General features: G+C 71.0%; 21 protein-coding genes and 4 pseudogenes. 16 read left to right on the plus strand and 9 right to left on the minus strand.

Annotated elements, in window-relative coordinates; translation table 11 throughout:
* Positions 1–4 precede the first annotated feature (4 nt).
* Together ACZ518_RS05930 and ACZ518_RS05935 are read left to right on the plus strand one after the other, a co-directional pair.
* Positions 5–1,441, plus strand: a complete 1,437-nt coding sequence (locus ACZ518_RS05930; protein WP_469111772.1) for an alpha/beta fold hydrolase — start codon at positions 5–7, stop codon at positions 1,439–1,441.
* A gap of 269 nt (positions 1,442–1,710) precedes the next feature.
* Positions 1,711–2,460, plus strand: coding sequence for a transposase (locus ACZ518_RS05935; protein ID WP_469111773.1), 750 nt, complete (start codon positions 1,711–1,713; stop codon positions 2,458–2,460).
* A gap of 66 nt (positions 2,461–2,526) precedes the next feature.
* Here ACZ518_RS05935 and ACZ518_RS05940 read toward each other — a convergent pair whose 3' ends face one another.
* Positions 2,527–3,069 (minus strand): SMI1/KNR4 family protein, encoded by a 543-nt coding sequence (locus tag ACZ518_RS05940; protein WP_469111774.1) that lies wholly within the window; start codon positions 3,067–3,069, stop codon positions 2,527–2,529.
* A 164-nt stretch (positions 3,070–3,233) separates the two neighbouring features.
* Positions 3,234–3,692 (minus strand): hypothetical protein, encoded by a 459-nt coding sequence (locus ACZ518_RS05945; RefSeq protein ID WP_469111775.1) that lies wholly within the window; start codon positions 3,690–3,692, stop codon positions 3,234–3,236.
* 365 nt (positions 3,693–4,057) lie between these two features.
* Between ACZ518_RS05945 and ACZ518_RS05950 the strand changes: the two genes are divergently transcribed.
* From ACZ518_RS05950 to ACZ518_RS05965, 4 genes and pseudogenes are all read left to right on the plus strand, one after another.
* Positions 4,058–4,603 carry a DUF6882 domain-containing protein gene (locus ACZ518_RS05950; RefSeq protein ID WP_469111776.1) on the plus strand — a complete coding sequence of 182 codons (546 nt, stop codon included), beginning with the start codon at positions 4,058–4,060 and terminating at the stop codon, positions 4,601–4,603.
* Between the two features lie 46 nt (positions 4,604–4,649).
* The gene (locus tag ACZ518_RS05955) at positions 4,650–5,525 is read left to right on the plus strand and encodes an IS5 family transposase (RefSeq protein ID WP_469111777.1); all 876 of its coding nucleotides are present in this window, start codon (positions 4,650–4,652) and stop codon (positions 5,523–5,525) included.
* Between the two features lie 39 nt (positions 5,526–5,564).
* Positions 5,565–5,765: pseudogene (locus ACZ518_RS05960) on the plus strand (ankyrin repeat domain-containing protein); the annotation flags it as partial.
* Positions 5,748–6,383: pseudogene (locus ACZ518_RS05965) on the plus strand (nucleotide disphospho-sugar-binding domain-containing protein); the annotation flags it as partial. The pseudogenes ACZ518_RS05960 and ACZ518_RS05965, both read left to right, overlap by 18 nt.
* 129 nt (positions 6,384–6,512) lie before the next feature.
* On the opposite strand, the gene ACZ518_RS05970 reads toward ACZ518_RS05965, so the two are convergent.
* Positions 6,513–7,172 (minus strand): fasciclin domain-containing protein, encoded by a 660-nt coding sequence (locus ACZ518_RS05970; RefSeq protein ID WP_469111778.1) that lies wholly within the window; start codon positions 7,170–7,172, stop codon positions 6,513–6,515.
* 84 nt (positions 7,173–7,256) lie between these two features.
* Positions 7,257–8,843: a molybdopterin-dependent oxidoreductase gene (locus ACZ518_RS05975; protein ID WP_469111779.1), complete on the minus strand. Its 1,587-nt coding sequence runs from the start codon at positions 8,841–8,843 to the stop codon at positions 7,257–7,259.
* Positions 8,844–9,115: 272 nt separating this feature from the next.
* Between ACZ518_RS05975 and sigK the strand changes: the two genes are divergently transcribed.
* The 3 genes and pseudogenes from sigK to ACZ518_RS05990 all read left to right on the plus strand — a co-directional run.
* Positions 9,116–9,766 carry an ECF RNA polymerase sigma factor SigK gene (sigK, locus tag ACZ518_RS05980; RefSeq protein ID WP_469111780.1) on the plus strand — a complete coding sequence of 217 codons (651 nt, stop codon included), beginning with the start codon at positions 9,116–9,118 and terminating at the stop codon, positions 9,764–9,766.
* On the plus strand, positions 9,763–10,515 hold the full coding sequence (locus ACZ518_RS05985) for an anti-sigma factor (RefSeq protein ID WP_469111781.1): 753 nt from the start codon (positions 9,763–9,765) through the stop codon (positions 10,513–10,515). The genes sigK and ACZ518_RS05985 overlap by 4 nt, the downstream gene beginning before the upstream one ends.
* A gap of 116 nt (positions 10,516–10,631) precedes the next feature.
* Positions 10,632–10,715: pseudogene (locus ACZ518_RS05990) on the plus strand (PucR family transcriptional regulator); the annotation flags it as partial.
* A 315-nt stretch (positions 10,716–11,030) separates the two neighbouring features.
* Here the strand turns inward: ACZ518_RS05990 and ACZ518_RS05995 are convergent.
* Positions 11,031–12,137, minus strand: a complete 1,107-nt coding sequence (locus ACZ518_RS05995) for a hypothetical protein (protein ID WP_469111782.1) — start codon at positions 12,135–12,137, stop codon at positions 11,031–11,033.
* A 152-nt stretch (positions 12,138–12,289) separates the two neighbouring features.
* Positions 12,290–12,757, minus strand: coding sequence for a MarR family transcriptional regulator (locus ACZ518_RS06000; protein WP_469111783.1), 468 nt, complete (start codon positions 12,755–12,757; stop codon positions 12,290–12,292).
* A gap of 196 nt (positions 12,758–12,953) precedes the next feature.
* On the opposite strand from ACZ518_RS06000, the pseudogene ACZ518_RS06005 reads away from it, so the two are divergent.
* Both ACZ518_RS06005 and ACZ518_RS06010 read left to right on the plus strand, forming a co-directional pair.
* Positions 12,954–13,163 (plus strand): annotated as a pseudogene (locus tag ACZ518_RS06005) (transposase); the annotation flags it as partial.
* 287 nt (positions 13,164–13,450) lie between these two features.
* A complete protein-coding gene (locus ACZ518_RS06010; protein ID WP_469111784.1) occupies positions 13,451–13,957 on the plus strand; it encodes a hypothetical protein in 507 nt (168 codons plus the stop codon).
* Positions 13,958–13,991: 34 nt separating this feature from the next.
* Here the strand turns inward: ACZ518_RS06010 and ACZ518_RS06015 are convergent, their stop codons facing one another.
* Entirely contained in the window at positions 13,992–14,843 is an 852-nt protein-coding gene (locus tag ACZ518_RS06015; RefSeq protein WP_469111785.1) for an endonuclease/exonuclease/phosphatase family protein, read from the minus strand.
* Between the two features lie 207 nt (positions 14,844–15,050).
* Between ACZ518_RS06015 and ACZ518_RS06020 the strand changes: the two genes are divergently transcribed.
* Positions 15,051–17,180, plus strand: a complete 2,130-nt coding sequence (locus ACZ518_RS06020; protein WP_469111786.1) for an endonuclease — start codon at positions 15,051–15,053, stop codon at positions 17,178–17,180.
* Positions 17,181–17,274: 94 nt separating this feature from the next.
* Positions 17,275–17,964: an NAD(P)H-binding protein gene (locus ACZ518_RS06025; protein ID WP_469111787.1), complete on the plus strand. Its 690-nt coding sequence runs from the start codon at positions 17,275–17,277 to the stop codon at positions 17,962–17,964.
* A 36-nt stretch (positions 17,965–18,000) separates the two neighbouring features.
* Here ACZ518_RS06025 and bla read toward each other — a convergent pair whose 3' ends face one another.
* Positions 18,001–18,915 carry a class A beta-lactamase gene (bla, locus tag ACZ518_RS06030; protein ID WP_469111788.1) on the minus strand — a complete coding sequence of 305 codons (915 nt, stop codon included), beginning with the start codon at positions 18,913–18,915 and terminating at the stop codon, positions 18,001–18,003.
* Between the two features lie 451 nt (positions 18,916–19,366).
* Between bla and ACZ518_RS06035 the strand changes: the two genes are divergently transcribed.
* Positions 19,367–20,494, plus strand: a complete 1,128-nt coding sequence (locus ACZ518_RS06035) for a sensor histidine kinase (protein ID WP_469111789.1) — start codon at positions 19,367–19,369, stop codon at positions 20,492–20,494.
* Positions 20,491–21,117: a response regulator transcription factor gene (locus ACZ518_RS06040; protein WP_469111790.1), complete on the plus strand. Its 627-nt coding sequence runs from the start codon at positions 20,491–20,493 to the stop codon at positions 21,115–21,117. Before ACZ518_RS06035 ends, ACZ518_RS06040 begins: the two co-directional genes overlap by 4 nt.
* A gap of 4 nt (positions 21,118–21,121) precedes the next feature.
* Here ACZ518_RS06040 and ACZ518_RS06045 read toward each other — a convergent pair whose 3' ends face one another.
* On the minus strand, positions 21,122–21,601 hold the full coding sequence (locus ACZ518_RS06045; RefSeq protein WP_469112329.1) for a MarR family winged helix-turn-helix transcriptional regulator: 480 nt from the start codon (positions 21,599–21,601) through the stop codon (positions 21,122–21,124).
* A 174-nt stretch (positions 21,602–21,775) separates the two neighbouring features.
* Here ACZ518_RS06045 and ACZ518_RS06050 point away from each other — a divergent pair, with 174 nt between their 5' ends.
* The gene (locus ACZ518_RS06050) at positions 21,776–22,906 is read left to right on the plus strand and encodes an NADH:flavin oxidoreductase (RefSeq protein WP_469111791.1); all 1,131 of its coding nucleotides are present in this window, start codon (positions 21,776–21,778) and stop codon (positions 22,904–22,906) included.
* The last annotated feature ends 184 nt before the right edge of the window (positions 22,907–23,090 follow it).

Below are 23,090 nucleotides of genomic sequence, written 5' to 3' on the forward strand. Positions count from 1 at the left end.
CCGGATGACAGAGCACCACACCCTCACGGTGAACGGCGTCCGACTGGCGTACCAGGTGGCCGGCCCGGCCGGCGGCGACCCGCTGCTCCTGCTGCCGGCGCTGGGCGAGACATCGGACGAGTGGGCCCTCGTACGGGACGCACTCGCCCAGGACCGCCGGGTGTACGCCCTGGACCTGCGGGGGCACGGCCGGAGCGAGCGGACCGACGCGTACTCGCTGGAGCTGATGCGCGACGACGTGCTGGGTTTCCTGGACGCCGTCGGCCTGGACCGCGTGGACCTGGTCGGCCACTCGATGGGCGGCGTGGTCGCGTATCTGGTCGCGCAGCACAGCCCGTGGCGGGTGGTCCGGCTGATCCTGGAGGACGCCCCGCCGCCACTCCCCCGCGAGCCGGTCGCTCCGGTGCGGCCCGAGGGGGAGTTGGCCTTCGACTGGGCGATGGTGCTCGCGGTCCGGCCTCAGCTGGACCGCCCCGACCCGTCCTGGCTGGAGGGCCTGTCCCTGATCACGGCCCCGACCCTGGTGGTGGCGGGCGGCCCGGACAGCCACATCCCGCAGGAGGCCCTCGCCGAGCTCGTCCGCCGGGTCCCGGACGCCCGGCTCACCACGATCCCGGTCGGCCATCTGGTGCACGCCGCCGCCCCGGAGGAGTTCACCGGTGCCGTCACCGCGTTCCTCGCCGACGTACCGGACGGCGAGGTCGCCCGGCGCTGGCTCGCCGAGGACGGCATCACGCAGACCGGGCAGGACGCCTGGTACGACGCGGAGCCCCCCGCCGAGAACCTCACCGGCGAGGACCTGTGCAACGGGCTCGGTTCGATGGCCTTCACCGACGAAGGGCTCGGCCTGGCGGGCAGGTTGCGGGTGGCACTCGGGCTGATGGACCTGCTCGGCGGTCACTTCCTGGTGACCGGACAGGTCCATTCGGCGCACCTCGGGCCCGAGGGACCGCTGCCTGCGGAGCTGCTCTGGGGAGGCTACCGCCGTAGGCTCGAAGCCGTCCGGGAGTACCCGGCGATCACCGACTCGCTCTGGTTCGACTGGTTCGAGGTCTGGCAGACCGCCGAGGAGGCCTTCGCAGAGGTGCTCGGCAACGACCGCGACCGGCTGCTGCCCGGCGCCCCGGAGCCGCTGCTGCGCCGGGCGCGCCGCGTCCTGGAGGCTTCCGGCCCAGTGCCGTGGAAGGCCAAGGCCGCCACCTACGAGGCGGCGGGCCGGGTACCCGTGCTGCACCCGGCCGTCTTCCGGGCCCTGCTGGCGAGCTACCACGACGTGTACGGGCAGCTCGAACCGGAGCCGGCGCTCGCCCTGCTGGACCGGCTGGACCTCCCCGCCGGAACCGAGCACCTGGCCCCGCTGCGGCGGGTGCTCGCCGCGGGACATCGCCATCACTACCGCAGCCCCGAGGCCTGGAGGGCGGAAATGGCGCCCGGCGACTAGAGCCTTGCGGTTGGGTTGGCAGCCCGGCTGGCGGGCTGCGCGATCACCGCTCGGGTCCTGTAGCCCGCCGCGTGGGCCTCTCCAGGAGCCGAATTGCTCGGGCAGGCCCATCGACGGGGTGCCGGGCCGAGCGCCGTGAACGACATCACTCACTGAGCTCTTTCAGAGTGGCCACTGATCGGGTGACGGGCCAGCGTCCCGCACGCACGAGGCTCCCGTGCCGTTGAGATAAGTGCTTGACGTCTCAACTCATCAACACAGGAACCTCGTTGGTCCCCCGTCCTGCCGCACTCGACCTGCCGCACGCTCTGGTCGAGTGGGTATCGATGCTCATCGTCACCCGTGAGGGTGACCGACGCTGCAAGCTCCCGCCCCACCAGCGCGCCCTCGTCGGCCTGGTCTACCTGCGCCGGCACGAGACGCTCGCGCAGATCGCCGCCGGCTTCGGCATATCCGTCGGGACCGCCCACGCCTACGTCACGGCCGTCGTCAACCACCTGTCCCGCCGGGCACCCGGTCTGCTGCGGGTCCTGCGCGAGACGGATCCTGATCACGTCCTGCTCGACGGGACGCTCGCCGAGTGCGACCGGGTCGGCGACAGCCGGGCCGACTTCTCCCAGAAGCACCGCCGCCACGGCGTGAACGTGCAGGTCGTGGCCGATCCCGCGGACAACCTGCTATGGATCTCGCCCGCGCTGCCCGGCCGCACCCACGACCTGACCGCCGCCCGCACCCACCGCATCATCCGGATCTGCGAACGCCAGGGCGTTCCCGTCCTCGCCGACCGCGCCTACATCGGGGCCGGCCCCTGGGTGACCACGCCCATCAGACGGCTTCCCGGCCAGGACCTCACCACAATCCAGCAGACGATCAACCGAGCCCTGTCAGCGGCACGAGCACCGGTCGAACGAAGCATCGCGCGACTCAAGTCCTGGCAGACCCTGCGCCGGGCCCGCTGCAGCCCCAACCGGATGACCGTCATCGCCGCAGCCGTCCTCACCCTGGAACGTCAACGCTGATGCATCTCATTGCCGTTCCAGGGTGAGGACGGATTGGCAATGGCCGTCATCCAGTTGGGAACCGTCTCACGACCAGACAAGTCGCCCTTCGGCAACGGAACAGACCGGATAGTCCCCCGCGCCGATCCTCGTCAGCATCTCCGCCACGGAGTCGAAGTAGTGAGCCAGTGACGCGTACTCGCCGGTGACCGTGGGCGCACCCACGAACCATCTGCCGATACGTCCGTCCCTCGCGTCGATGAACTGTCCCATCCAGCCGTCCCGGTCCGACTGGAACGGGATCCACTCCTCGCGCCATTCGCTCCCACCGGACAAGGGGTGATTCGCGTAGAGCCTCTCCATCGCCCGGATGCCCAGAAAGAAGCTTCCCTCGTCGGGGAACCCGTCGAAGCCGCAGCACATCACGTCGTCGTCGACGTCTTCCTCCGGCAGATCCAGATTGTTCTGCAACAGCCACGTCCGCAGGTCCCCATGAAGGGAGATCCCCATCCGTTCCTCGGCTGCCGCGAGCATCTGCTCCGTAGCGGGCCCCGGCAGATCCGCGTGATCGGCCGGCGCGTGCTCTCGAAGAAGGCTCATCACACGCGACCAACTCTCAGTCACACTCATCGCCCTCTGCCCTCTGTCCTCTCTACAGGGATGTCCCCGTCCGACTACGCCACTGCGGAGGTTGGGAAGTACCGGCCGGAGAACCTTGCAGGGATGGTACTTCGAGCATGCGTTCCATCCCTCCCCCACAATCACCTTCCGCCCCGAAGCGCAGGACCGGCCCCTCAGCGAAGTGACCGCCCGCGGCTTTTCACAGACAACCCACCGCGCCCGGCGGGCCCAGCCGAGGGGCTTCCAGGCTCAAGCGAGGGCCGCGGCGTCACCCTGGAGTGGCGAAGCTGAAAACGCTCACTGATCTGAGTGTGTGCCGGTCCCGAGTCGTAGCGGTCGAGGAACTCGTTCGCCGGAAGGTCCAGCGCATGCAGTTTGGAGAACACCTCCGTACCCGCGCCCACCTCCTCGTCTCCGTCGGAGATCCGGTGTGCCTGCACCATGTCGAGGACTTCGAAGCCGCTCTCCCCGGCGTACTCGGCCGACTCCCGCTCGGCCAGTTCGATGGCCTCGTCGAGGGACCGTGCCCGGAACAGCACGACACGCTCCTCGTAGGGCCTGCTTTCCGAGGTCGGCCACCTGTAGAAGGTTCTGGCGCTGTACCAGGCCTTCGGCTCCTGATTCATTCCCACTTCGCCATCCCCTCGCGCCGAATCCCTTTTCGTGACAGGGCTTGAAGAGTCTTTTGTCCCGTCGCGGCTGTTCGAGAAGCCGTCGCAGCATCAGTCGGGCTGGCCGTGCTTGTGCAGGGCGGCGCTCGCTCGGAATCGAAGGCAGCCGCACCGGTCCTGCTCCTCGGGTGATGCGTCTTCCGGGCAGCAGCAGTGGCGCGCCAGCCACCGAAGGTCCTGTGATGTGAGCCACACGATGCGGCTGTGGACGGTCACGTGATTCCCCGGCCTGGTTGGTCGCAGAATCCCGCACCATGTCGCTTCTGTGACGGCAGCCGTGCGGGGGCATCGTTGTCTGGTCGGAGGGGTCTGGCAGACTCCGCGGCATGGAAATGTTCAAGCGGGCCAACAAGGCGGACAGCGCAGGTCAGACTGCGGAGCGAACCGACCTGAGCGCGCTGCTGCTGCAGGGCGAAGACATGATCGAGCAGGCGGGCCGGGCTCACATGTCCTGGGGCTTGGGCTCGGCGGACCGCTGGGACCTGGACCAGACGACCGGCGTCATCACCTGGACCTTCCCCGACAAGACCGCGACTGCGTCCGCGCAGGTCCTGGGCAGCTTCGCTCCGCGGGCCGGCTCGTGGATGTGGGCCTGGGCCAACCAGAGCCTCCTCCCCGACATGAGCCGCGACTCCCGCAGCTTCTGCGATTGGGCGGAGGCCAACGGGCACCCCGGGTTGGCCCAGCCCAAGATCGACGCCGACGAGCAGACGGCTTCGACGCTCGCAGCCTTGGCATTCCGAGTCACCGGGGCGACCGGGTATTACAAGGGCCCCGGAGCCAACTCCTCATATGTGATCATCACCTTCGGGCCGGTCACCCTGACGAAGGCGGACGGCAGCGTATCCACCTTCACCATCAATGTCAGCTAGGGCGTGTATCGAAAGTGGATCTTAAGGTTGTGAATGATCACTGGTCATGGGGCGGGGAGATCTCACAGACGAGCAGTGGGCAGTACTGGGGTCGCTGTTGCCGAATGGCGCCAGGGTGGGGCGGCCACCTGTCTGGTCTCGACGCCAGCTGATCGACGGCATACGGTTCCGGGTCCGAACCGGAGTTCCGTGGCGAGACATCCCGGTTGAATACGGACCGTGGAACCGGGTCTACGACCTGTTCCGCCGATGGCAGCGGAACGGCACCTGGCACCGGATCCTCACCCGGCTTCAGTCCCTGGCCGACGCGAAAAGCGCGATCATTTGGGACTTGAGCGTCGACTCCACGGTGTGCCGCGCCCATCAGCACGCGGCCGGGGCCCGTAAGCAGGGCGACCTGCAGAAGGAACCACCGGGCGGCATCTTCACCGAGCCTGATGATCACGGGCTGGGACGGTCGCGCGGCGGGTTCACCACCAAGCTCCACCTGGCCGTCGAGCAAGGCCAAAAGCCTCTGTCGATCGTAGTGACGGCAGGACAGCGCGGGGACTCGCCGCAGTTCGAACCCGTACTGAAAAAGGTACGCGTGCCCCGCCTCGGACCGGGACGGCCACGTGTCCGTCCTGATCGCGTGCGGGCTGACAAGGCGTACGCCTCCCGCAGGAACCGCGCCTACCTGCGCCGCCGCGGGATCCGCTGCACCATCCCGGACAAGGCCGACCAGGTGCGCAACCGCCAGAAGCTCGGTTCCCGCGGCGGCCGGCCGCCGCATTTCGACCCGGTCGATTACCGCGAGCGCCACGCGGTCGAGTGCGGGATCAACCGCCTCAAGAGACATCGCGCTGTCGCCACGCGATACGACAAGCTCGCCGTCCGCTACGAAGCCACTGTGCTGGTCGCGGCGATCAACGAGTGGATATGAGTAGCTCCGGCGTACTCATGATCGCTAGCTTCACCAGCTATGAAGCAGCACAAGCAGAAGAAGCTCTCCCGCCACCTCTTCGAAGCAGTCCTGGCAGGCGACGCCAGGCACACGAAGGCCCTGTTGTGCAACGGAGCAAGCCCAGAGAGAAGGAACAGTGACGGCACCACTCCGCTCTACCTGGCTTCGGTGCAGGGCGAGGCGGAGATAGCTCGTTTGCTCATGGAAGCCGGAGCTTCTCCCGACGCCGAAAGCCGCGGCCTCGGCGCGGAAGGCACACCGCTGTGCGCAGCCGCCTGCTGGGGGCACACGGAAACGATCCGGCAGTTGTTGGCACATGGCGCCGATCCCAACCTTCGCGAAGATCACGGCACAGGCAAGTCCCCGCTGGACTGGGCGAACAACGGACCTCACCCCGAAGCTGCTGAGATCCTCCGGGCAGCAGGGGCGCAACTGACAGCTCATCCAGCTCCGCAGCTAGCGCTACCTCAGCGTTCTCTTTCGCAACAGGCCCTAGCGCCGGGTCGGAGCCCTGCCGATAGCTGGAGCCGTTCACGGCTCGGCGACATCGCGGTGCGGGCCGCGCGTCAGGCCGGGCTGCGTGTGGTGCTCCAGTCCGGCAGCGCCGCACTCGCCGCCGACGGGGACGACGTCCTGACCATCGGTGGCGTGCCCCACGCCCCGCTGTTCCCGCGTCCGGCCGCCGTCGTGCACCACTCCGGAGCGGGAACCTCCGCCGCGGCACTGCGCGCCGGTGTTCCCTCCGTCGCCGTACCGGTCACCGCGGACCAGCCGTTCCGGGCGGCCCGACCGACCGCCGTCGGCGCGGCGCCGTCCCCGGTCCCGTTCCGTTCCGTTCCCTGACCGTCGAGAACCTCGCCGGGCGGCGGCCGCTGTCGTGAGGGCCGTAGGACGACTGGCCGATCCGGCCGGGACGTGCGGCGGCGGGGCCGGGGGTTGGTCCGGCCCCGCGTTGGCCGGCCGGGGTTACTTCGGCATGAGGACGGTGTCGATGATGTGGACGTTGGCGTTGGCGGTGCCGACGTTGCCGCAGACCACCGACGCGGTGCCGTTGACCTTGTAGGACTCGCCGGAGCCCTTGGTGGTGACCATGCCCTTCTGGAGGGTCTCGAAGCTGCCGTTCTGCAGCTGCTCGGGGGTGAGCTTCTGGCCCACCACGTGGTACGTGAGGATCTTGGTCAGCTGTTCCTTGTCGGCGAGGACCTTGTCGAGGTCGGCCTTCGGGATCTTGGCGAAGGCGTCGTTGGTGGGCGCGAAGACGGTGATGTCCTTGGCGTTGTTCAGGGTGTCGACCAGGCCGGCCCGCTTGACGGCGGCGACCAGGGTGGAGAGGGCCGGGTTGTTGGAGGCCGCGGTGGCGACCGGGGCCTTGGCCATGCCGTCGAAGGAACCCGCGCCTTCCCTCGGAACGCCGGCGCAGGCCGGGCCGAACGGGGTGCCTGTCAGCGTGGCGTCGGCGCCCTGGGCGGGTGCCTGGTTCATCGAGCCGTTGCCGCTGTCCGCGGAGGCGGACGGCGCCGCGCTGTCCTTTCCGTCGTCGGAGGAGCAGGCGGCCAGGGAGAACGGCAGGACGGCCGCGGTGGCCAGGGCGATCGCGGTGCGGCGGAGCTTCAGGGTGGTGCTCATGACGGGTTTCTCTCCTTGGTGGTGTGCCTTGCCCCGGTGGGCCGGCGTTTCGGGGATCGGGGGGTGGGGGCTTGGGGGACGGGGTCAGGTGACTGAGGTGAACACGCTGTGCCAGCCGCTCGCGCCGTCGGGGACGGTCCGGGTGCGCTGTTCGGTCTGTACGGTTCCGGTGCCGTCGGTGGCGCGGACGGTGATCGTGTGTCCGCCGGGGGTGGCTTGCCAGGGGTAGGACCACTGGCGCCAGGTGTCGAGGGAGGCCTGCGGGGCGAGGTCCGCGTCCTGCCAGGGGCCGTCGTCGATGCGGACCTCGACGCGGGTGATGCCGCGGTGCTGGGCCCAGGCGACTCCGGCGACGGGAACGGCGCCGGGGGTGGGGCGGGCGAACGGCTTGGGGGTGTCGATGCGGGACTGGGTCTTGACCGGGGCTTTCCGGGCCCACTTGCGTTTGACCCAGTAGGGGTCGTAGGAGTCGAAGGTGGTCAGCTCGATGTCGGTGATCCACTTGCAGGCGGAGACGTAGCCGTAGAGGCCGGGGACGAGCATGCGGACGGGGAAGCCGTGTTCGAACGACAGCGGCCGGCCGTTCATGCCGAGGGCGAGCATCGCGTCGCGGCCGTCCATGACGTCTTCCAGGGGTGAGCCGAGGGTCATGCCGTCGACGGAGCGTGCGACCAGCTGGTCGGCCCTGCCGCCCCTCGACGGCGGCCGCACGCCTGCCTCGTCGAGGAGGTCGGTGAGTCGGACGCCGAGCCAGCGGGCGGTGCCGAGGTAGGGGCCGCCGACCTCGTTGGACACGCAGGTCAAAGTGATGTCGCGTTCGATCAGAGGGCGGGTGAGCAGCTCGTCGAAGGTGTGGAGGCGGGTGCGGACGCCTTTGCCGTGGACGCTCAGCCGCCAGGTGGAGGCGTCGACCTCGGGCACGACCAGAGCGGTGTCGACACGGTAGAAGTCCGCCGTGGGGGTGGTGAAGGGGCTGATTCCCGCGACCGGCAGCTGTGTCCCCCCGGGCAGGGCGGGGGCCGGTGACGCGGGTGCGGGCAGGCGGACCGACTGCCGGGAGGCGGCGGCGCCCCGGCCGCGACGCCCGGTCAGGTACCGGCCGAGTACCCCCGCGGCGACGGAGGCGGCCGCGGTGGCCGTCGCGGCGGTGAGGAACCCGCGCCGGCTCAGCCCCGACCCGGCTCCGTCACCGCTGACGGCGGCGGGCACGAGCCGGGCGGCCTTCCCGGCCAGCCAGTGGAGCACTCCCGCGCCTGCCGCGGCGCCGGCCAGGGACGGCAGCGCGTCGACCGGGCCGCCGGCATCGGGGCGGCTCAGCGCCGCGAGCGAGCCCACCACACCGAACAGCCCGACCCCGGCGGCCGCGGTGTGCCGGTGGCGCGTGGCGGCCATGCCCAGCAGGGCCGCGAACAGGACGAGGACGGTAAGGATGCCGAGCTGCAGAACCAGCTTGTCCTTCTCGCCGAAGGCACGGATCGCGAAGTCCTTCACCGTGGCGGGGCTCAGGTCGATCGCTGCCGCACCGACCGCGTTGACCGGCCCGGCCCGCGGCCTGGTCAGCGCGGCCGCGAGTTCCGCGACCGCCAGCGCGGTGACAGCCGCCAGCAGCCCGCAGAGCATGCCGGCGGCCGGGTGGGTGAGGCGTTCGCGGAGTGTGGTCACACCCGCCATTCGGCACCGCCGGCGGCAAGGATGGGCGCCTCATCCGATCAGATGAACACCCTTCGATGTGTTGACCCGGTGCGGGTGGCGGCGCCGACGGCCGCTACCCGCACCCCCGCCCTGCCGGCCGCGTCCCCCGCCACCACGGTGGCGTGCGGCCCCAGACGCCGGAGAAGGAACCCATCCGATACGGGCATCCGCTACGAAGAACCAGCAGACCGAACCCGTGGCCGGCCCGTACGGCGGTCCGGCCGCTTTCGACAGCGAAGGACTTCCATGCGATGGACATCCCGTCCCCGGCCGGACGCCACCGGCCGCTGCAGTCGGTCGGCCCGGCGGGCCGGGCGGTGAGCCAGCCCGTGCGCTTCGGGCGCCACGCCACACCCGGCGCAGATCTCGCAGTGGTGATGGAGAAGGTGGCCCGCGGTGACAAGCAGGCGTTCTCCACCCTCTACGACGCCCTGGCACCCGTGGTGTTCGGGATCGTGCTGAAGGTCGTACGGGACAGGGCCCAGTCCGAGGAGGTCACCCAAGAGGTGATGATCGACTTGTGGCGGCAGGCCGCCCGCTACCGCCCCGACGCCGCAAGCGTCACCACCTGGGCCGCGACCATCGCCCACCGTCGTGCGGTGGACCGGGTACGTTCCGCGCAGGCAGCCGCCGACCGCGAGCACACCACCGCCGCACGCGAGCAGCAGCGCCCGTTCGACGAGGTGGCCGAGCAGGTCGAGACCCGCCTGGAGAGCGAGCAGGTCCGCCGGTGCCTGCGCGGGCTGACCGAACCGCAGCGGCAGGCGGTGACCCTGGCCTACTACGGGGGCCTGACCTACCGTGAAGTCGCCGCCGCGCTGAGAACACCCCTTCCGACGGTCAAGACACGCATGCGCGACGGGCTGATCCGGCTTCGCGACTGCATGGGGGTGACCGCATGAACAAGCACCGCGACGACCCGCACGCCCTCAGCGCCGCCTACGCCCTGAACGCCCTCGACGACACTGAGCAGCAGGCGTTCACCGCCCACTTGGCCGACTGCGCGGCCTGCCGCACCGAGGTCGCCGAGTTCCAGGCCACCGCCGCACGGATGGCCGCCGCCACGGCACAGGCACCCCCGGAGTCGGTGAAGCCGGCCGTGCTCTCCGGCATCGACCGCACCCGGCAACTCCCCCCGCGCCTCCCCGCCTCCCCGACCCGCAGGACGCGGTGGACAGCGCTGCGCACGAAGGCCGGGCCCCTCGCGATCGCGGCGAGCCTGCTCGCCGCCGTGTCCAGCGCGGGCATCGCCGCCTGGCAGCACCAGCAGAGTCAGGAGGCGGACCGCCGCGCCGTACAGAGCGATCAACGCCTGAACCAGGTGACCGCGGTGCTCGCCGCACCCGACGCCCGCACCGCGCACGGCCGCACCGCCCACGGAGCCCTGGCCACGGTGGTCGCCTCCGACCGGCTCAACAAGGCCGTCTTCAGCGCCGCCGACCTGCCCGACCCGGGAGCGGGCAGGACCTACCAGCTATGGCTGGCCCAGGACGGCGCCATGCGGCCCGCCGGACTCATCCAACGCGATGGAATCGTCGTCCTCACCGGTGATCCCGCACGGGCGAGCGCCGTCGGACTGACCGTCGAACCCGCCGGAGGCTCCCCCCGGCCCACCAGCACCCCGCTGCTGCTCCTGCCCATGCCCGCCTGACCCCCTGTGCCCGCCGCGGCCCAGCAGGTCGCGCCGCCGCCTTCTTCGCCGTCCGTGCTGCTGGCTGCCGTCGAGCAGGCGGTGGACGCGTTCGTCGAGGGATACGAGCGGGCCCGGCGCCACTGGCGCACGCGGCCACCGATGGCGGCCGGGCCGCGATCGGCCGCTCCCATCCGGGCCCCGGTGGGGTGGTCCATTCACCTGCGCCAGGCCGGGCCGGGTAAGGCGGGCACCTTCGACTTCGTCCTCGACGTGCCCCAGGACCCGACCACCCCGCCGACCACTCCCCACCGACGACTCCGCCCACGGGCACCTGGACACCGGGCCGGGCGTACCGGGCCGCAGCAAGGATCCGTAGTGGCGTTGACCACGAGAACGGGTTCTGGCCGAACCTGTGTACTGCGGCCGCTCCGCCATGAGTTGAGCCGGAGCCCGAGTTGGTTCTGGCTCACCTTCCGTGGTCCAACGGCCGCTGGTGCCGGTGCTGGTGACTACCGGCTCCCCTTCTCCGTCGGCTAGAAGAGGCCCGCGCGCGTGTGCTGCATGAGGTTCTCGAGGATCTCGCGGAGCCACGGGCTGCGGACGGCCGGCAGCCGGACCAGCATGTGCTGGAACGTTCGCGGGTCGGCCCGGAACAGGCAATGGGGGCGCGGTGCGGGTGGGTCGTCGCGCAGAACTCCCTCGGGCATGGTCCCTGACACGGGGAGGTGCAGGTGTGGTTCGGGGAAGGCCATCCACATCCATATCCCGAACGGCAGCGGTACCGGGTGTGCCGATGCGGCCGGGCCGGCCGGGCTCCAGGGCTCCCCCGTCTGCGGGTGGGTCGGCACGAAGATCATGTCGGCGTCCGGTTCGGGGGCGGACAGTCCCGGTCCGGCCAGGACGGCGCGCCGAGCGGGCCGGACCGCGGGTAGCAGGGCGTCGAGGGCGCGTTGGAACACCTCCGCGATCAGGCCGGGCGGGACAGTCACCGGTCGGCCGTCCGAGGCTGCCAGCAGATGGGCCAGGGCCCGGCCGGCTGCCGCCTCCCACTGCGGGCTCCATGACCACCAGTGGTTCAGCCCGAGCAGTGATCCCCAGCTGGCGATCGGCTCGATCGGGGGAGTGGCTTTCCCCTCCTCCAGTAGTTCCGCCCAGGAGAGAATCGCCGTGTCGGCGTTGTGGACGGGGAGTCGGTGCACGGCGTCCGGCGCGAGCCAGACCGCCTGCCAGAGTGAGCAGTCGTCGATCCGGCTCGCCACGGGCAGGCCGCACGCCTCGCAGGCCATGTTGGGGCCTTCGCCCCCGTCGAGGCCGCAGCAGTAGCCGCCGGCCTTCTCGGGGACGAGCACGGTGCCGCGGGTATCCCCGGGTGCGATGGCGATGCTGCCGGGTGCGCCGTCGGACAGGGCGTAGACCGGAGCGTGAATGCCGCGTGCCGCAGCCTCGTCAGGATCGAGGTCCTCCCACCGCCGCCAGGGCGGCCCCCAGGGCTCCGGCTCCACGGCGAATGTGCCCGGCTCCATCAGCACCGGGAGCTGAATCCCGTTCCCGTACTTCTGGTGGGCATGGACCGGCAGCTCGACTTGGGAAAGCGGGTTGGTCAGCCTTGCGCCGCACCCAACGCACACGAAAAAGAACAAATGTCCCCCGCGGAAGAATCAGGGAGCATCGTCGCAGCCGTTACGGCGGGCGGCCAACGGGTTTTCTCAGGCCCGGATCCAGCCGGCTGGGGCGTGTTTGAGATGTGGTCACAGTGTTTGCCGCATGGGGGAAGTTGGGGACCGGTGGCCTATCAGGCGACCGTCCCGCCAGCGTTGCGGATCAGCTGCTGGAGCACTTTCAGTGTGGTGACGTAGTCCGTGTCGTCGATGCCCTCGTGCAGGGCGGCGCGGATCGCGGGGGCGTTGCGCGCGAGGTCGACGCGGGCCTGTTCGCCCTCCTCGGTGAGCCACAGCCGGTGGTCGGCGTCCCGGGTCAGCCAGCCGCGCTCCAGGAGCACCTCGGCCTCCGCTGCGAGATCGTCGTCGGGGCGGATGTAGGAGGTCATGGCCTCCCGCAGCTCGGGCAGGGTCATCCCCTCGCCGTCGGGGGAGATGTCGTTCGCCGACAGGTGGCGCAGCAGCCAGAACTGGGGCTGGGTGTAGCCCTTTTCGGCCTGCTGGGCCCGGGTGTACGCGACGAGCGCCTCGTAGGCGACGCCGGTCCAGTACGCGGCGGGCTGTCCGGCGAGTTCGGCGTCGGAGATCTGCTGGGTCGTCATGGGATGTCCCCTCCTGGCGTTTCGGTGCGAAGCCTGCGCGCCGTGCAGGTCGTGCAGAGAACGTACGACCTCAAGTGCGGTTGAGGGCAAGCAGGTGATCTTCCGGAGGTCGTCGGCGCGAAAACAAGAAGTCGAGTCCCAGGTTCCGAGCTGAGGCACGTTCGAGGGGTGATCAAGATTGTGAAACGATCTTCGAATGTCTCGTGGTGATCTGACGGATGCACAGTGGAAGCGGCTGGAAGCGGTGTTGCCGCCACTGCCGCGGATGGGACGCAAGCCGCGGGATCGGCGGCAGGTTTTCGACGGGATCTGGTGGCGGGCCCGGACAGGTTCGCCCTGGCGGGACGTGCCCGAGAGATATGGGCCATGGGAGACCGTGTACACGCTCTTCGGGCGATGCCAGCGATCTGAGGCGGCCCGTGGGATGTCTGATGGGTGTCCGAGCCCGGCCCCCCGGTGTCGAACTCCGCGCGTTCCAGGGGGCGAAGGCTTCCTGGGCATGAAGGCCGGCGGTCTGGAGCGACGGCCGGCGTCGAGGTGCGCATGGCGGCCGGAATCCTCATCGGTACCAGCCCCCGACCACCGCTACCGTCCCTGCCTGCTACGCGCCGGACATGACCCCGTAGGGTTTACCGGACCGATCAGTCGGACAGCGAGGCAGTTTTCCCGGGGAGGGTGAGGGCCGTGGACCGCATGGCAGCGAACGGTGGGTCCTGGCAGGTCAGTGACCAGGAGGGCGGTGTCCTGGCCGCACGGTGGTGGCAGTGGGCCCTCTCCGCCCCCGACGATCGGAGCCCGGTTTCCGACATGACCGGCGAGCACGCCGGCTGGCAACAGCCCGACGACCTGTGGTTCCTCGCCGGCACCTACGGCGGTCGCGTGGTCCGCCGTTGCGAAGTGCCCTCCGGCCGGCCCCTGTTCTTCCCCGTGCTCAACATCCAGCACACCAAGCTCCACTCCCGCAAGCCGCTGAAGCTCGACGTGGCGGAGGCGAAGGCCTTCCTCAACGGCGTCCCCCTCGACCTGCGCGAGTTCACCGCCCCGCCCTTCCGCGTGGGTCTCCGCATGCATCTCGCATGGGGCATCTGGACGGGTACGGCACCGCTGATGCCGGGCCAGTACGTCCTGGAGATCAAGGGCGGCACGACCGGCGGGTTCTGGGTCGACACGACCTACCACCTCACCGCTGTTCGCATGTGATTCCTCCACGCGGACCGCTGGACCGAGAAGCGGCCTAGCCGAGGTTCAGGTCGGTGTGCAGCACGTGGTGGTCCGAGTAGGGGCTGGGGTGGACGCGGTGCGTGCGCGGGGTGATGCCGCGCAGGAACACGTAGTCGAACTTGCTGTTCCAATCGGTGGTCGCTGTGCAGGCGCCGGTGGTCGAGGGGCGGCAGCCGGGGTCCGTGTCCGTGGCCAGCGCCCACATCGGGCCGAGTTCGGGCCCGTCGGGCACGGCGTTGAAGTCGCCGAGGACGATCGCACGGTCGTGGCGGGCGACTTCCGCGGCGAGCACCGCCACCTGGCCCGCTCGTACCTCACCCTGCCGGCGCTGGGCGAGGTGGGTGTTGAAGACGCGTACGGGCCGGCCGCCCACCAGCGTGGTGACGGCCAGGTACCCACGGTCCTCGGAGCCGCCGTCGGGGTACTCGACGCTCACCCGGTCCGTCATCGGCGCCGCCGAGAGGATCGCCTGGCCGAAGCCGCCCGGCCGCCACGGCAGCCCCCCGCAGCGGTTCCAGTTGCGCAGGACCGTCCCGTACTCGACCCGGTAGACCAGCCCGTAGACCTCCCGCAGGTATGTGCGGATCTGCTCGACGTCACGGACGCACGCCTCCTGCAAGCCGATGACCTGCGGCGCGTGCGTGGCGATCTCCGTCGCCCGGCCGAAGTTCTGGCTGCTCCCGCCGCACGGATTGCAGATGTTCCACGTGCCGACCCGGTCCGGTACGACCTCGGCGGCGGCGTCGGGCGGCAGCGGCCCGGCGGGGGTGGCACCACCGCTCGGTGCGCTGGGGCCCAGGATCAGCACCGTGCACACCGCGGCCACCACGCCCGCGGCCCACCGCAGGCCCCTGCTCAGCACCATCGCCTCCCCGGTTCAGAGAATGTTCAAAGATTGACGCTACAACCACTGCGGGACGTCCCCGTGTTCGGCTGAGCGGGTACCCAGGCTCTGTGCCCATACTGAAATAGGGGAACTCCGGCATCTGAGCGCGGAAGGCTGCGGCCGAGGAGGCGAGCCGAGATGACAGTGGAGCGGTTGTCACAGGTCGACAAGGGTTTCATGGAGCAAATGGAGGATGCCAGCCGGCGCTACGCAGCCCGTGCCGCTGAACGCGACAGCCATAGGGAGGCGCTCGAACGGCACGGCATCCTCTATGCCGACACCCGGGAGCGGGTGAACAGCAGACTCAACCGCCTGGGTGTCGACTGGGCCCTGGCCACAACGGTCGAGCGCACGCCGGGGACCGCCACGACCGGTACCAGCCTTGATCTGGACCGCGAGCTCGTCAGTACCGACCTGCTGACGCTCGAGCGGTTCATGGGCCGCAACGACCTCATCGGAATCGACTACCTCGAAGGCGGTTTCCTCGCCTCACGCTCGGTCGGTCGAATAACCGTCCGGAGCCCCGGGTCGTCCCTCCACGGAACCGGTTTCCTGGTGTCACCCTCTCTGCTGATGACGAACAATCACGTGCTGGGCTCCGCCGAGGAGGCGGCCGCCGGGGTCGTCGAGTTCAACTTCCAGGCGAGCGCGGACGGGCGACCGCTGCTTCCGGTCGTGTTCCAGCTCGAGCCGCAGAGTTTCTTCGTCACCCACCGTGACCTCGATTTCACCGTGGTGGCGGTTTCCCCACGCTCCCGGGACGGCCGGCCGCTCGCGTCCTTCGGAAGACTTCCACTCAAGGAAGCTCAGGGCAAGGCCGTCATCGGTGAACTCGTCAACATCATCCAGCACCCGAACGGCGAGCCGAAGCAGCTCGCCCTCCGGGACAACCAGATCGTGGACGTGCTGGACGACTACGTGCACTACTCGGCCGACACGGCGCACGGCTCCTCCGGCGCCCCGGTGTTCAACGACCAATGGGAGGTCGTGGCGCTGCACCACTCAGGTGTGCCCCGCAAGGACCGCGACGGCAACGTGCTGGCCGTCGACGGAACCCGCTGGCATCCGAGCATGGGAGAGCACCGGGTGGACTGGAAGGCCAATGAGGGCGTGCGGATCAGCCGCATCCTCGCCGTGGTCCAACAGTTCGCCCTGTCCGGCGCCGCCGCGACGCTCCGGGCGGAACTGTTGGCGGCCGGCTCGTCCCTGCACGCCGTGGAAGTCCCGCCGCCCCCGGTCCTGTCCGACCGGGTGAACGGCGGCGCGCCCCAGAACACGCAGCAGGCCACGGGGTCCGTCCGCTGGAGCGTCCCCCTGCACATCAGTGTCGGCCTCGGCTCCGATGCCCTGCAGCAGGCGGCAGTGTCACCTGGTGCGGCGCCGGCGCCCCCCGCGGCCGCCTCGTCGTACGTCGGCTCGCCGGCCGGAATCGGAAACATCGACGGCCAGTCGCCCGCCGAGCGGGACCTGGCAGCCGCCCTGGTCAACCTCGCGGCCTCCAGCACGCTCCCCTACTACGACGAGGCCGCGGACCTGACGGCGCGCAACGCCTACTACGCGGGCATCAGCGCCGACGACCCCGTCGCTCTGCGCCTCGCGCTGACGGAGCGTCTGGAGTCGACGCACGAGCGCCGGCCCGCGTACAAGCCGATACGTCTGCTCTACCCGTGGGTGGACCTGCACCCCGACAAGACGCTCCACGGAATCTACTCGGACAACGGCTTCGCCCCGGAGGAGCTCATGAAGGCCGACGCGGCGGTGGAGGCGGCTCGGATCGGGCGCTGGCAGGAGTTCCTGCTCCACGAGAGCGCACCCGGCCCGGAAGCCCTCGAAGCCGAACTCGACCTCCTGGAGGCGTCGCTGCCCTTCAACTGCGAACACGTCGTGCCCCAGTCCTGGTTCGCCAAGAAGGAGCCGATGCGCGGTGACCTGCACCATCTCTTCGCCTGTGAGTCGACGTGCAACAGCTTCCGCGGGAACATCCCCTACTTCGACTTCCCGGACTTCGAGGAGGCCGTTCAGCACAGCTGCGGACGCCGGGAGGCGGGTAGGTTCGAGCCCTCGGAGGGCAAGGGGCCGGTCGCCAGGGCGACCCTCTACTTCTTGCTCCGCTACCCCGGGAAGATCGGCGACGAGGCACGCGAACTCCAGCGGGCCGGCCTCGAGCTGCTGCTGAACTGGCACAGGGACAATCCGGCGGGCCTCTACGAGAAGCACCGCAACGCGGCGATAGCCGAGATGCAAGGCAACCGGAATCCGCTGATAGACCACCCGGAGTGGGCGGAGCGGATCGACTTCGCAGGCGCCTGGCCCTGACCCGGAGGTCCTGGCGGTCGCCCGGGCAGCCGCCCGGATGTGACATCCTGCGGGGACTCCGGCGGGCCGGCCGCCGGCGGCGGAGAGGACCCCGATGACCCGCAGCGCGCTCCTGACCGGAGCCACCGGACTGGTCGGCGGACAACTGCTGGCGCGGCTGCTGCGCGACCCGCGCTACGACCGCGTCACCGTGCTGGCCCGCCGCCCGCTCGGTCTCGAACACCCGCGGCTGGACGCCCGGGTGGTGGACTTCGCCAAGCTCGGGGCCGACGACCTGCCGCCCGGGGCGGGCGAGACGGACGTGTACGGTGCGCTGGGCACCACCATCGGGCATGCCGGCTCGCAGGAGGCCTTCCGCGAGGTGGACCAGCACCACACCGTGCGGGTGGCCGAGCTGGCCCGGGGCGCGGGCGCCGAGCGGATCGCCGTGGTCTCCTCGGTCGGCGCCGGATCCGGTAGCCGGGCGTTCTACCTGCGGGTCAAGGGGGACATGGAGGCGGGGGTCGCGGCCCTGGGCTACGCCCAGACCGAGTTCTTCCGGCCCTCCTTCATCCTCGGCCGCCGCCCCTCTCACCGCGGGGGCGAGGGGCTCGGCAGCTCCGCCGCGACCGTCCTGGCCCCACTGCTGGCCGGGCCCGCCCGCCGCTACCGGCCGGTGCCCGCGGGCCGGCTCGCCGCGGCCATGATCGCCGCGCTGGCCGAGGACCGGCCCGGGGTCCGGGTCCGCACCCATGACGACTTCCTGGCCCTCGCCCCCGAGCCGGCCGCCGCCCGCCCGGTGTAACCGGATTCCGGCCGGCGCGCGTCGGGGAGGCCGACGTCAACGTCCCGTACGGGCCGCCAGGATCCTGGCCGTACGGGACACCAGCGCGTTGTCCGGCTCCGCGTCCCGCGCGGGTTTGGTCGTCAGAACCGCCAGGACCAGCGGCGCCCCGTGCGGCCGCCACGCGATGCCGACGTCGTTGTTCGTGCCGTAGGAGCCGCTGCCCGTCTTGTCGCCCAGCCGCCACTCGGCGGGCAGCCCCTCCCGGAAGCGCGCGCCGCTCGTCGTGTTCGCGCACAGCCAGTCGGTCAGCAGCCCGCGGTCCGCACTGCCGAGCGCGTTGCCGAGGACCAGCCGGGCGTACGTGCGACCGATCGCCCGCGGGGTGGTGACGTCGGTGACACGGTCCGGTTCGGCACTGTTCAGCTCGGGCTCCCACCGGTCCAGGCGCGTCACCGGGTCACCGAGGGAGCGGGCGAAGCGGGTGACGGCGGAGGGGCCGCCGAGTTCGCGCAGCAGCAGGTTGGCCGCGGTGTTGTCGCTGTAGGTGATGCTCACCTCGCACAGCTCGCCGATCGTCAGGCCGCCTGCGAGGTTCGCCGGCCGCTTGGTCCACTCGGAGTAGCCGGACCGGGCGATGTCCGCCTCGGTGTAGTGGACACGGCGGGCGAGGACCGAGCCGTCGTGATCGAGATCGCGCAGTACCGCCGCGGCGGCGAGGGTCTTGAACACCGAACACATGGGGAAGAGCTCGTCCGCCCGGTGGGTGACAACCCGTCCGGTATCCGTCTCCAGGGCGTACACGCCGAGCCGTGCGCCGTGCTCGCGTTCGAGCTCGGCGAGGGCCTGGGCAACCCGGGGACCGGCGCCGGACGAGGCCGCCGCGGTGGGGGCGAAGCCCGTGGTGAGTGCGGCGCCGGTACCGGCCCCGAGGGCGGCCAGCACGGTACGACGGGCGGGAGGCATGGGCATGTGGACCTCAGCTTTCTTCAGGGAACCTCGGTGATGCGGAGGAACGTCCGTTCAGCCATGACAGGGACCTCCCCGAAGGCGGTCATCGCGCTGATCAAGGCCGAGTACCGGGACGTCTGTTGCTACAACGACGACCGGGTGTTCGAGGTGCCCCACGGGCGGCACCACCTGGACCGCCACGATCGGCAGCGAGCAGGCTCACCGCCTACACCCCCGAGCAGTTGGCCGAGCTCAACCGTCGGATCGGCGAGGAGGTCAACCGCCGGCTCAAGGGATGACGGCCGCAGGGGCGGGATCGCGACCGGCGCAGCGTGTCCGAGGAGTGTCTTGACGCCGAGAAACCAGCGAGATCCACTGAAGGCACGACACCCGCCGATATGGGCGGGTACCGGTGGGGTTTCGTCGCATGGGGGGGCGAGGGGTGGGGCTTCGGCGTGCGCGGGGGTTCGCGGTGAAGGCCACGGCGCTGTTCCGTCTGGCGCACCTGGTAGCCGCTGCGGGCGTCGTGCTCGAGGGCCGGGTGGACGGCCGGAGCATCGCCCTGCTGGCCTGTGTCTGCGCCCTCTCGGTGGTCCTCTACGTGCCCGCCCTCGTTCGCGGCTGGTTCTCGGGCCCGGGGGTCTGGGCCGACGTGCTGGTGACCGGGTGCGGTCTTCCGTGGATCGCCGTCGCCGTCATCGGCGAGGGGCCGGCCGTGGCACCGCACGGCTGGCTGATGGTGCAGAGCCTGTCGGCCGCGGCGGCCGCGGTGGTGGCGTTCGGGTGGCGTGGCGCGGCCCTCGCGGTGGTGCTGCTGCTGGCCACCTCGCCGGCCGTGCACGGGGCGGTGCCGGAACCGGACCCGGCGGATGTCTTCGATCATTTCAGCGCGATCGCCACGTGTGTCGCCCTGACCAGCGGCGCCTGGTGGTACACCCGGCGCCAGGGAGTCCTGCTGGACGCCGCACACGACCGGGCGGTGGCCACCGAGGCGGCTCGCGCGCGGCAGGCCGAGCGGACGGCGCACCACGCGGCCCTGCACGACACCGTGCTCGCCACCCTCACCACGATCGGGGCGGGCCGGGTGGACGCCAATGCCCCGGCCGTCCGCGAACGCTGTGCCCGCGAGGCCGCGTACGTGCGGCGGCTCGTCGAGTCCGAGGACGGGCATGACCGGCCGGACGGCCCGTCCGCGGGCGGAGCGGCGGACGCACGGGCCGCGCTGGAGGAGGCCGTGCGGCGGGCGGAGGGTCTGGGGCTCACCTTGAGGGCGCAGTTCCATGCCGTGCCGGACCTGCCCCGGGAGGTGGCCGCAGCCCTCGCTGCCGCGGTTTCCGAGGCCCTGAACAACGTGAGCAGGCACTCGGGCACCGACACCGCCTACGTCACCGTCGTCGGAGGCGCCCGTGGCGGTGTGGAGGTGACCGTGGCCGACCGCGGCACCGGTTTCGACGTCGCCGGGCCCGGCCGCCGCGGTGCCGGTGGCGGTACCGGGCTGCGCCGCTCCGTACGCGGCAGGCTGGCCGCCGTCGGCGGGGTGGCGGAGGTGGACAGCCGGCCCGGTGAGGGCACCGTCGTCGAACTGCGGTGGCCTGCGTGATCGACATCGCCGTGGTCGACGACGACCGCATGCTCCTCGACGGGCTGGGCTCCTGGCTCGCCCGTCAGCAGCGGCTGCGTCTCGTCGGTACCGCGGCCACGGTGGATGAGCTGCTCGCACGGCCGGCGGTGGCGGCCGAGGTCGTACTGCTGGACCTCGTCCTGCGCGACGGGTCGGATCCGGAGGCCAACGTACGGCGGGTGCGGGCGGCGGGGAGCAAGGTCCTGCTGATCAGTACCGTGACCGACCGCGCCCGGATCGTGGCGGCCGTCGCGGCCGGAGCGGACGGCTACCTGACGAAGGACCACGCGCTGGACACCCTCGTCGACGCCGTCGAAACCGTGGCCGCGGGCGGCACGGCACACTCACCCGAACTCGCGTTCGCCTGGGCGCACGACACCGGTCCGGCCCGGCCGCACCTGGCGCCGCGGGAACGGCAGGTGCTGCGGGACTACGCCTCGGGGCTGACGCTGAAGGCGGCCGCCCGGCGGGCGGGCATCAGCTACCACACCGCGAAGTACTACCTGGACCAGGTCAAGGAGAAGTACCGGCAGGCCGGCCGCCCCGCCCACACGAAGATCGAGCTGGCCCGGCGGGTACACGAGGACGGCCTGTACCCGTGAGGTCCTACGTGGTTCGCGGCGTCGGTTCCCGAGGGGCCGGCGGGCGGCGGGCGGCGCGGGCGTCGTCGTCCTCCGCGCGCGGCCAGTAGCGTCCTTCGAGGGCCTCCGCGCTGCGGTTGAGCCGGACCAGGACGTCCTCCAGCGCCCGCACCTCCTCCGGGGACCAGTCCGCGACGACCCGGGCCAGGCAGGACCGGTTGACCTCGCGGTCTCCGCTGAGCCGGCGCCCGCCCTCGGCGGTGATGCGCAGCTTGCGGGCCATGCCGCCGTCCGGGTCGGCCACGCGTTCGGCGAGTCCGCACCGCAGCAGCGCGGCCGTCTGGCGGTTCACGGTCGAGGTGTCGAGCCCGAAGGCCTCTGCCAGCTGGCCGATGGACATGGGGCCCTGGGTGTCGATCCGGCTGAGGAGCAGGTACGCCGAACGCTCCAGGCGCTCGGGGTCGCGCTCGCGCCGGGCGAGCACCTGGTGCCGCGAGAGCAGCATCAGCTCCCGCTCCAGTTTCTCCAGCACTGCGCCTCCCGCTCCCTCCGGCGCTCCATTATCGCCGACCCGCGCGGGCCGGCGGGCCGACCCCGCAATATGCATGATACATAGCGTGTGTACTATGCACTTCTCGTCGGCGTCCGACGAGCCACAGCCTCAATCCGGAGGACCCGCATGACCGTCACCACGTCCACCGCCTCCCGCGCGGCCGAGATCCTCTCCCGGCCCGTCACGCTGAACGGCCTGACCGTCCCCAACCGCATCGCGATGGCTCCGATGACGCGGATGTTCTCCCCCGGCGGCGTGCCCGGCGAGGACGTGCAGGCGTACTACGCCAGCCGGGCCGCCGCGGGGGTGGGCCTGATCATCACCGAGGGCACCTACGTCGGCCACGAGTCCGCCGGGCAGAGCGACCGGGTGCCGCGGTTCCACGGCGAGGAGCAGCTGGCGGGGTGGGCGAAGGTCGCCGCGGCCGTGCACGAGGCGGGCGGCACGATCGTGCCCCAGCTGTGGCACATAGGCATGGTGCGCAAGCAGGGCGAGGCTCCGTACCCCGACGCGCCCGCCGTCGGCCCCTCCGGCATCCGCGTCGACGGCACCGAGGGGACCGGCAGGGCGATGACCCGCACCGACCTCGACGACGTCATCGGCGCGTTCGCCGACGCCGCCGCGGAGGCCGAGCGGATCGGCTTCGACGGCGTCGAACTGCACGGCGCCCACGGCTACCTGCTCGACCAGTTCCTGTGGGAGCGCACCAACCGCCGCACCGATGCCTACGGCGGCGACGCGGTGGCCCGTACGAAGTTCGCCGCGGAGGTCGTGGCCGCCGTCCGCGAGCGCGTCTCGGCCGAGTTCCCGGTGATCTTCCGCTACTCGCAGTGGAAGCAGGAGGCCTACGACGGCCGGCTCGCGCAGACCCCGGAGGAGCTGGAGGCGATCCTGGCCCCGCTGGCGGCGGCGGGCGTCGACGTCTTCCACGCCTCCACCCGGCGCTACTGGGTCCCGGAGTTCGAGGGTTCGGACCTGAACCTCGCGGGCTGGACCAAGAAGCTCACCGGCCGGCCCGCCATCACCGTCGGCTCGGTGGGCCTCGACGGGGACTTCATCCGCTCCTTCGCCGGCGAGGGCGCGGCGCTCGGCGACATCGACAACCTGCTGGAGCGCATGGAGCGCGACGAGTTCGACATGGTCGCCGTCGGCCGGGCACTGCTCCAGGACCCGCAGTGGGCGGCGAAGGTCCTCGGCAACCGGTTCGACGAGCTGAAGGCGTACGACGTGGCGGCGCTCCGGTCGCTCAGCCGGTAGCCGGTAGCCGGTAGCCGGTAGCCGCGGCAACGCTCCGCGACGTCGGTCCGCCGGCCTCGCGGGCGTTCGCGCTCCGGCCGGCCCCGGCCCGCTCCCCCATGGCCGGAACCGCACCTCTCGGGCATGTGCCTCATTGACCCCACAGCACCGTCGCGGTTGCATGCTCTGGTCCTCCGGCGGGGAA

This window comes from Streptomyces sp. NPDC033966 (assembly GCF_055575955.1).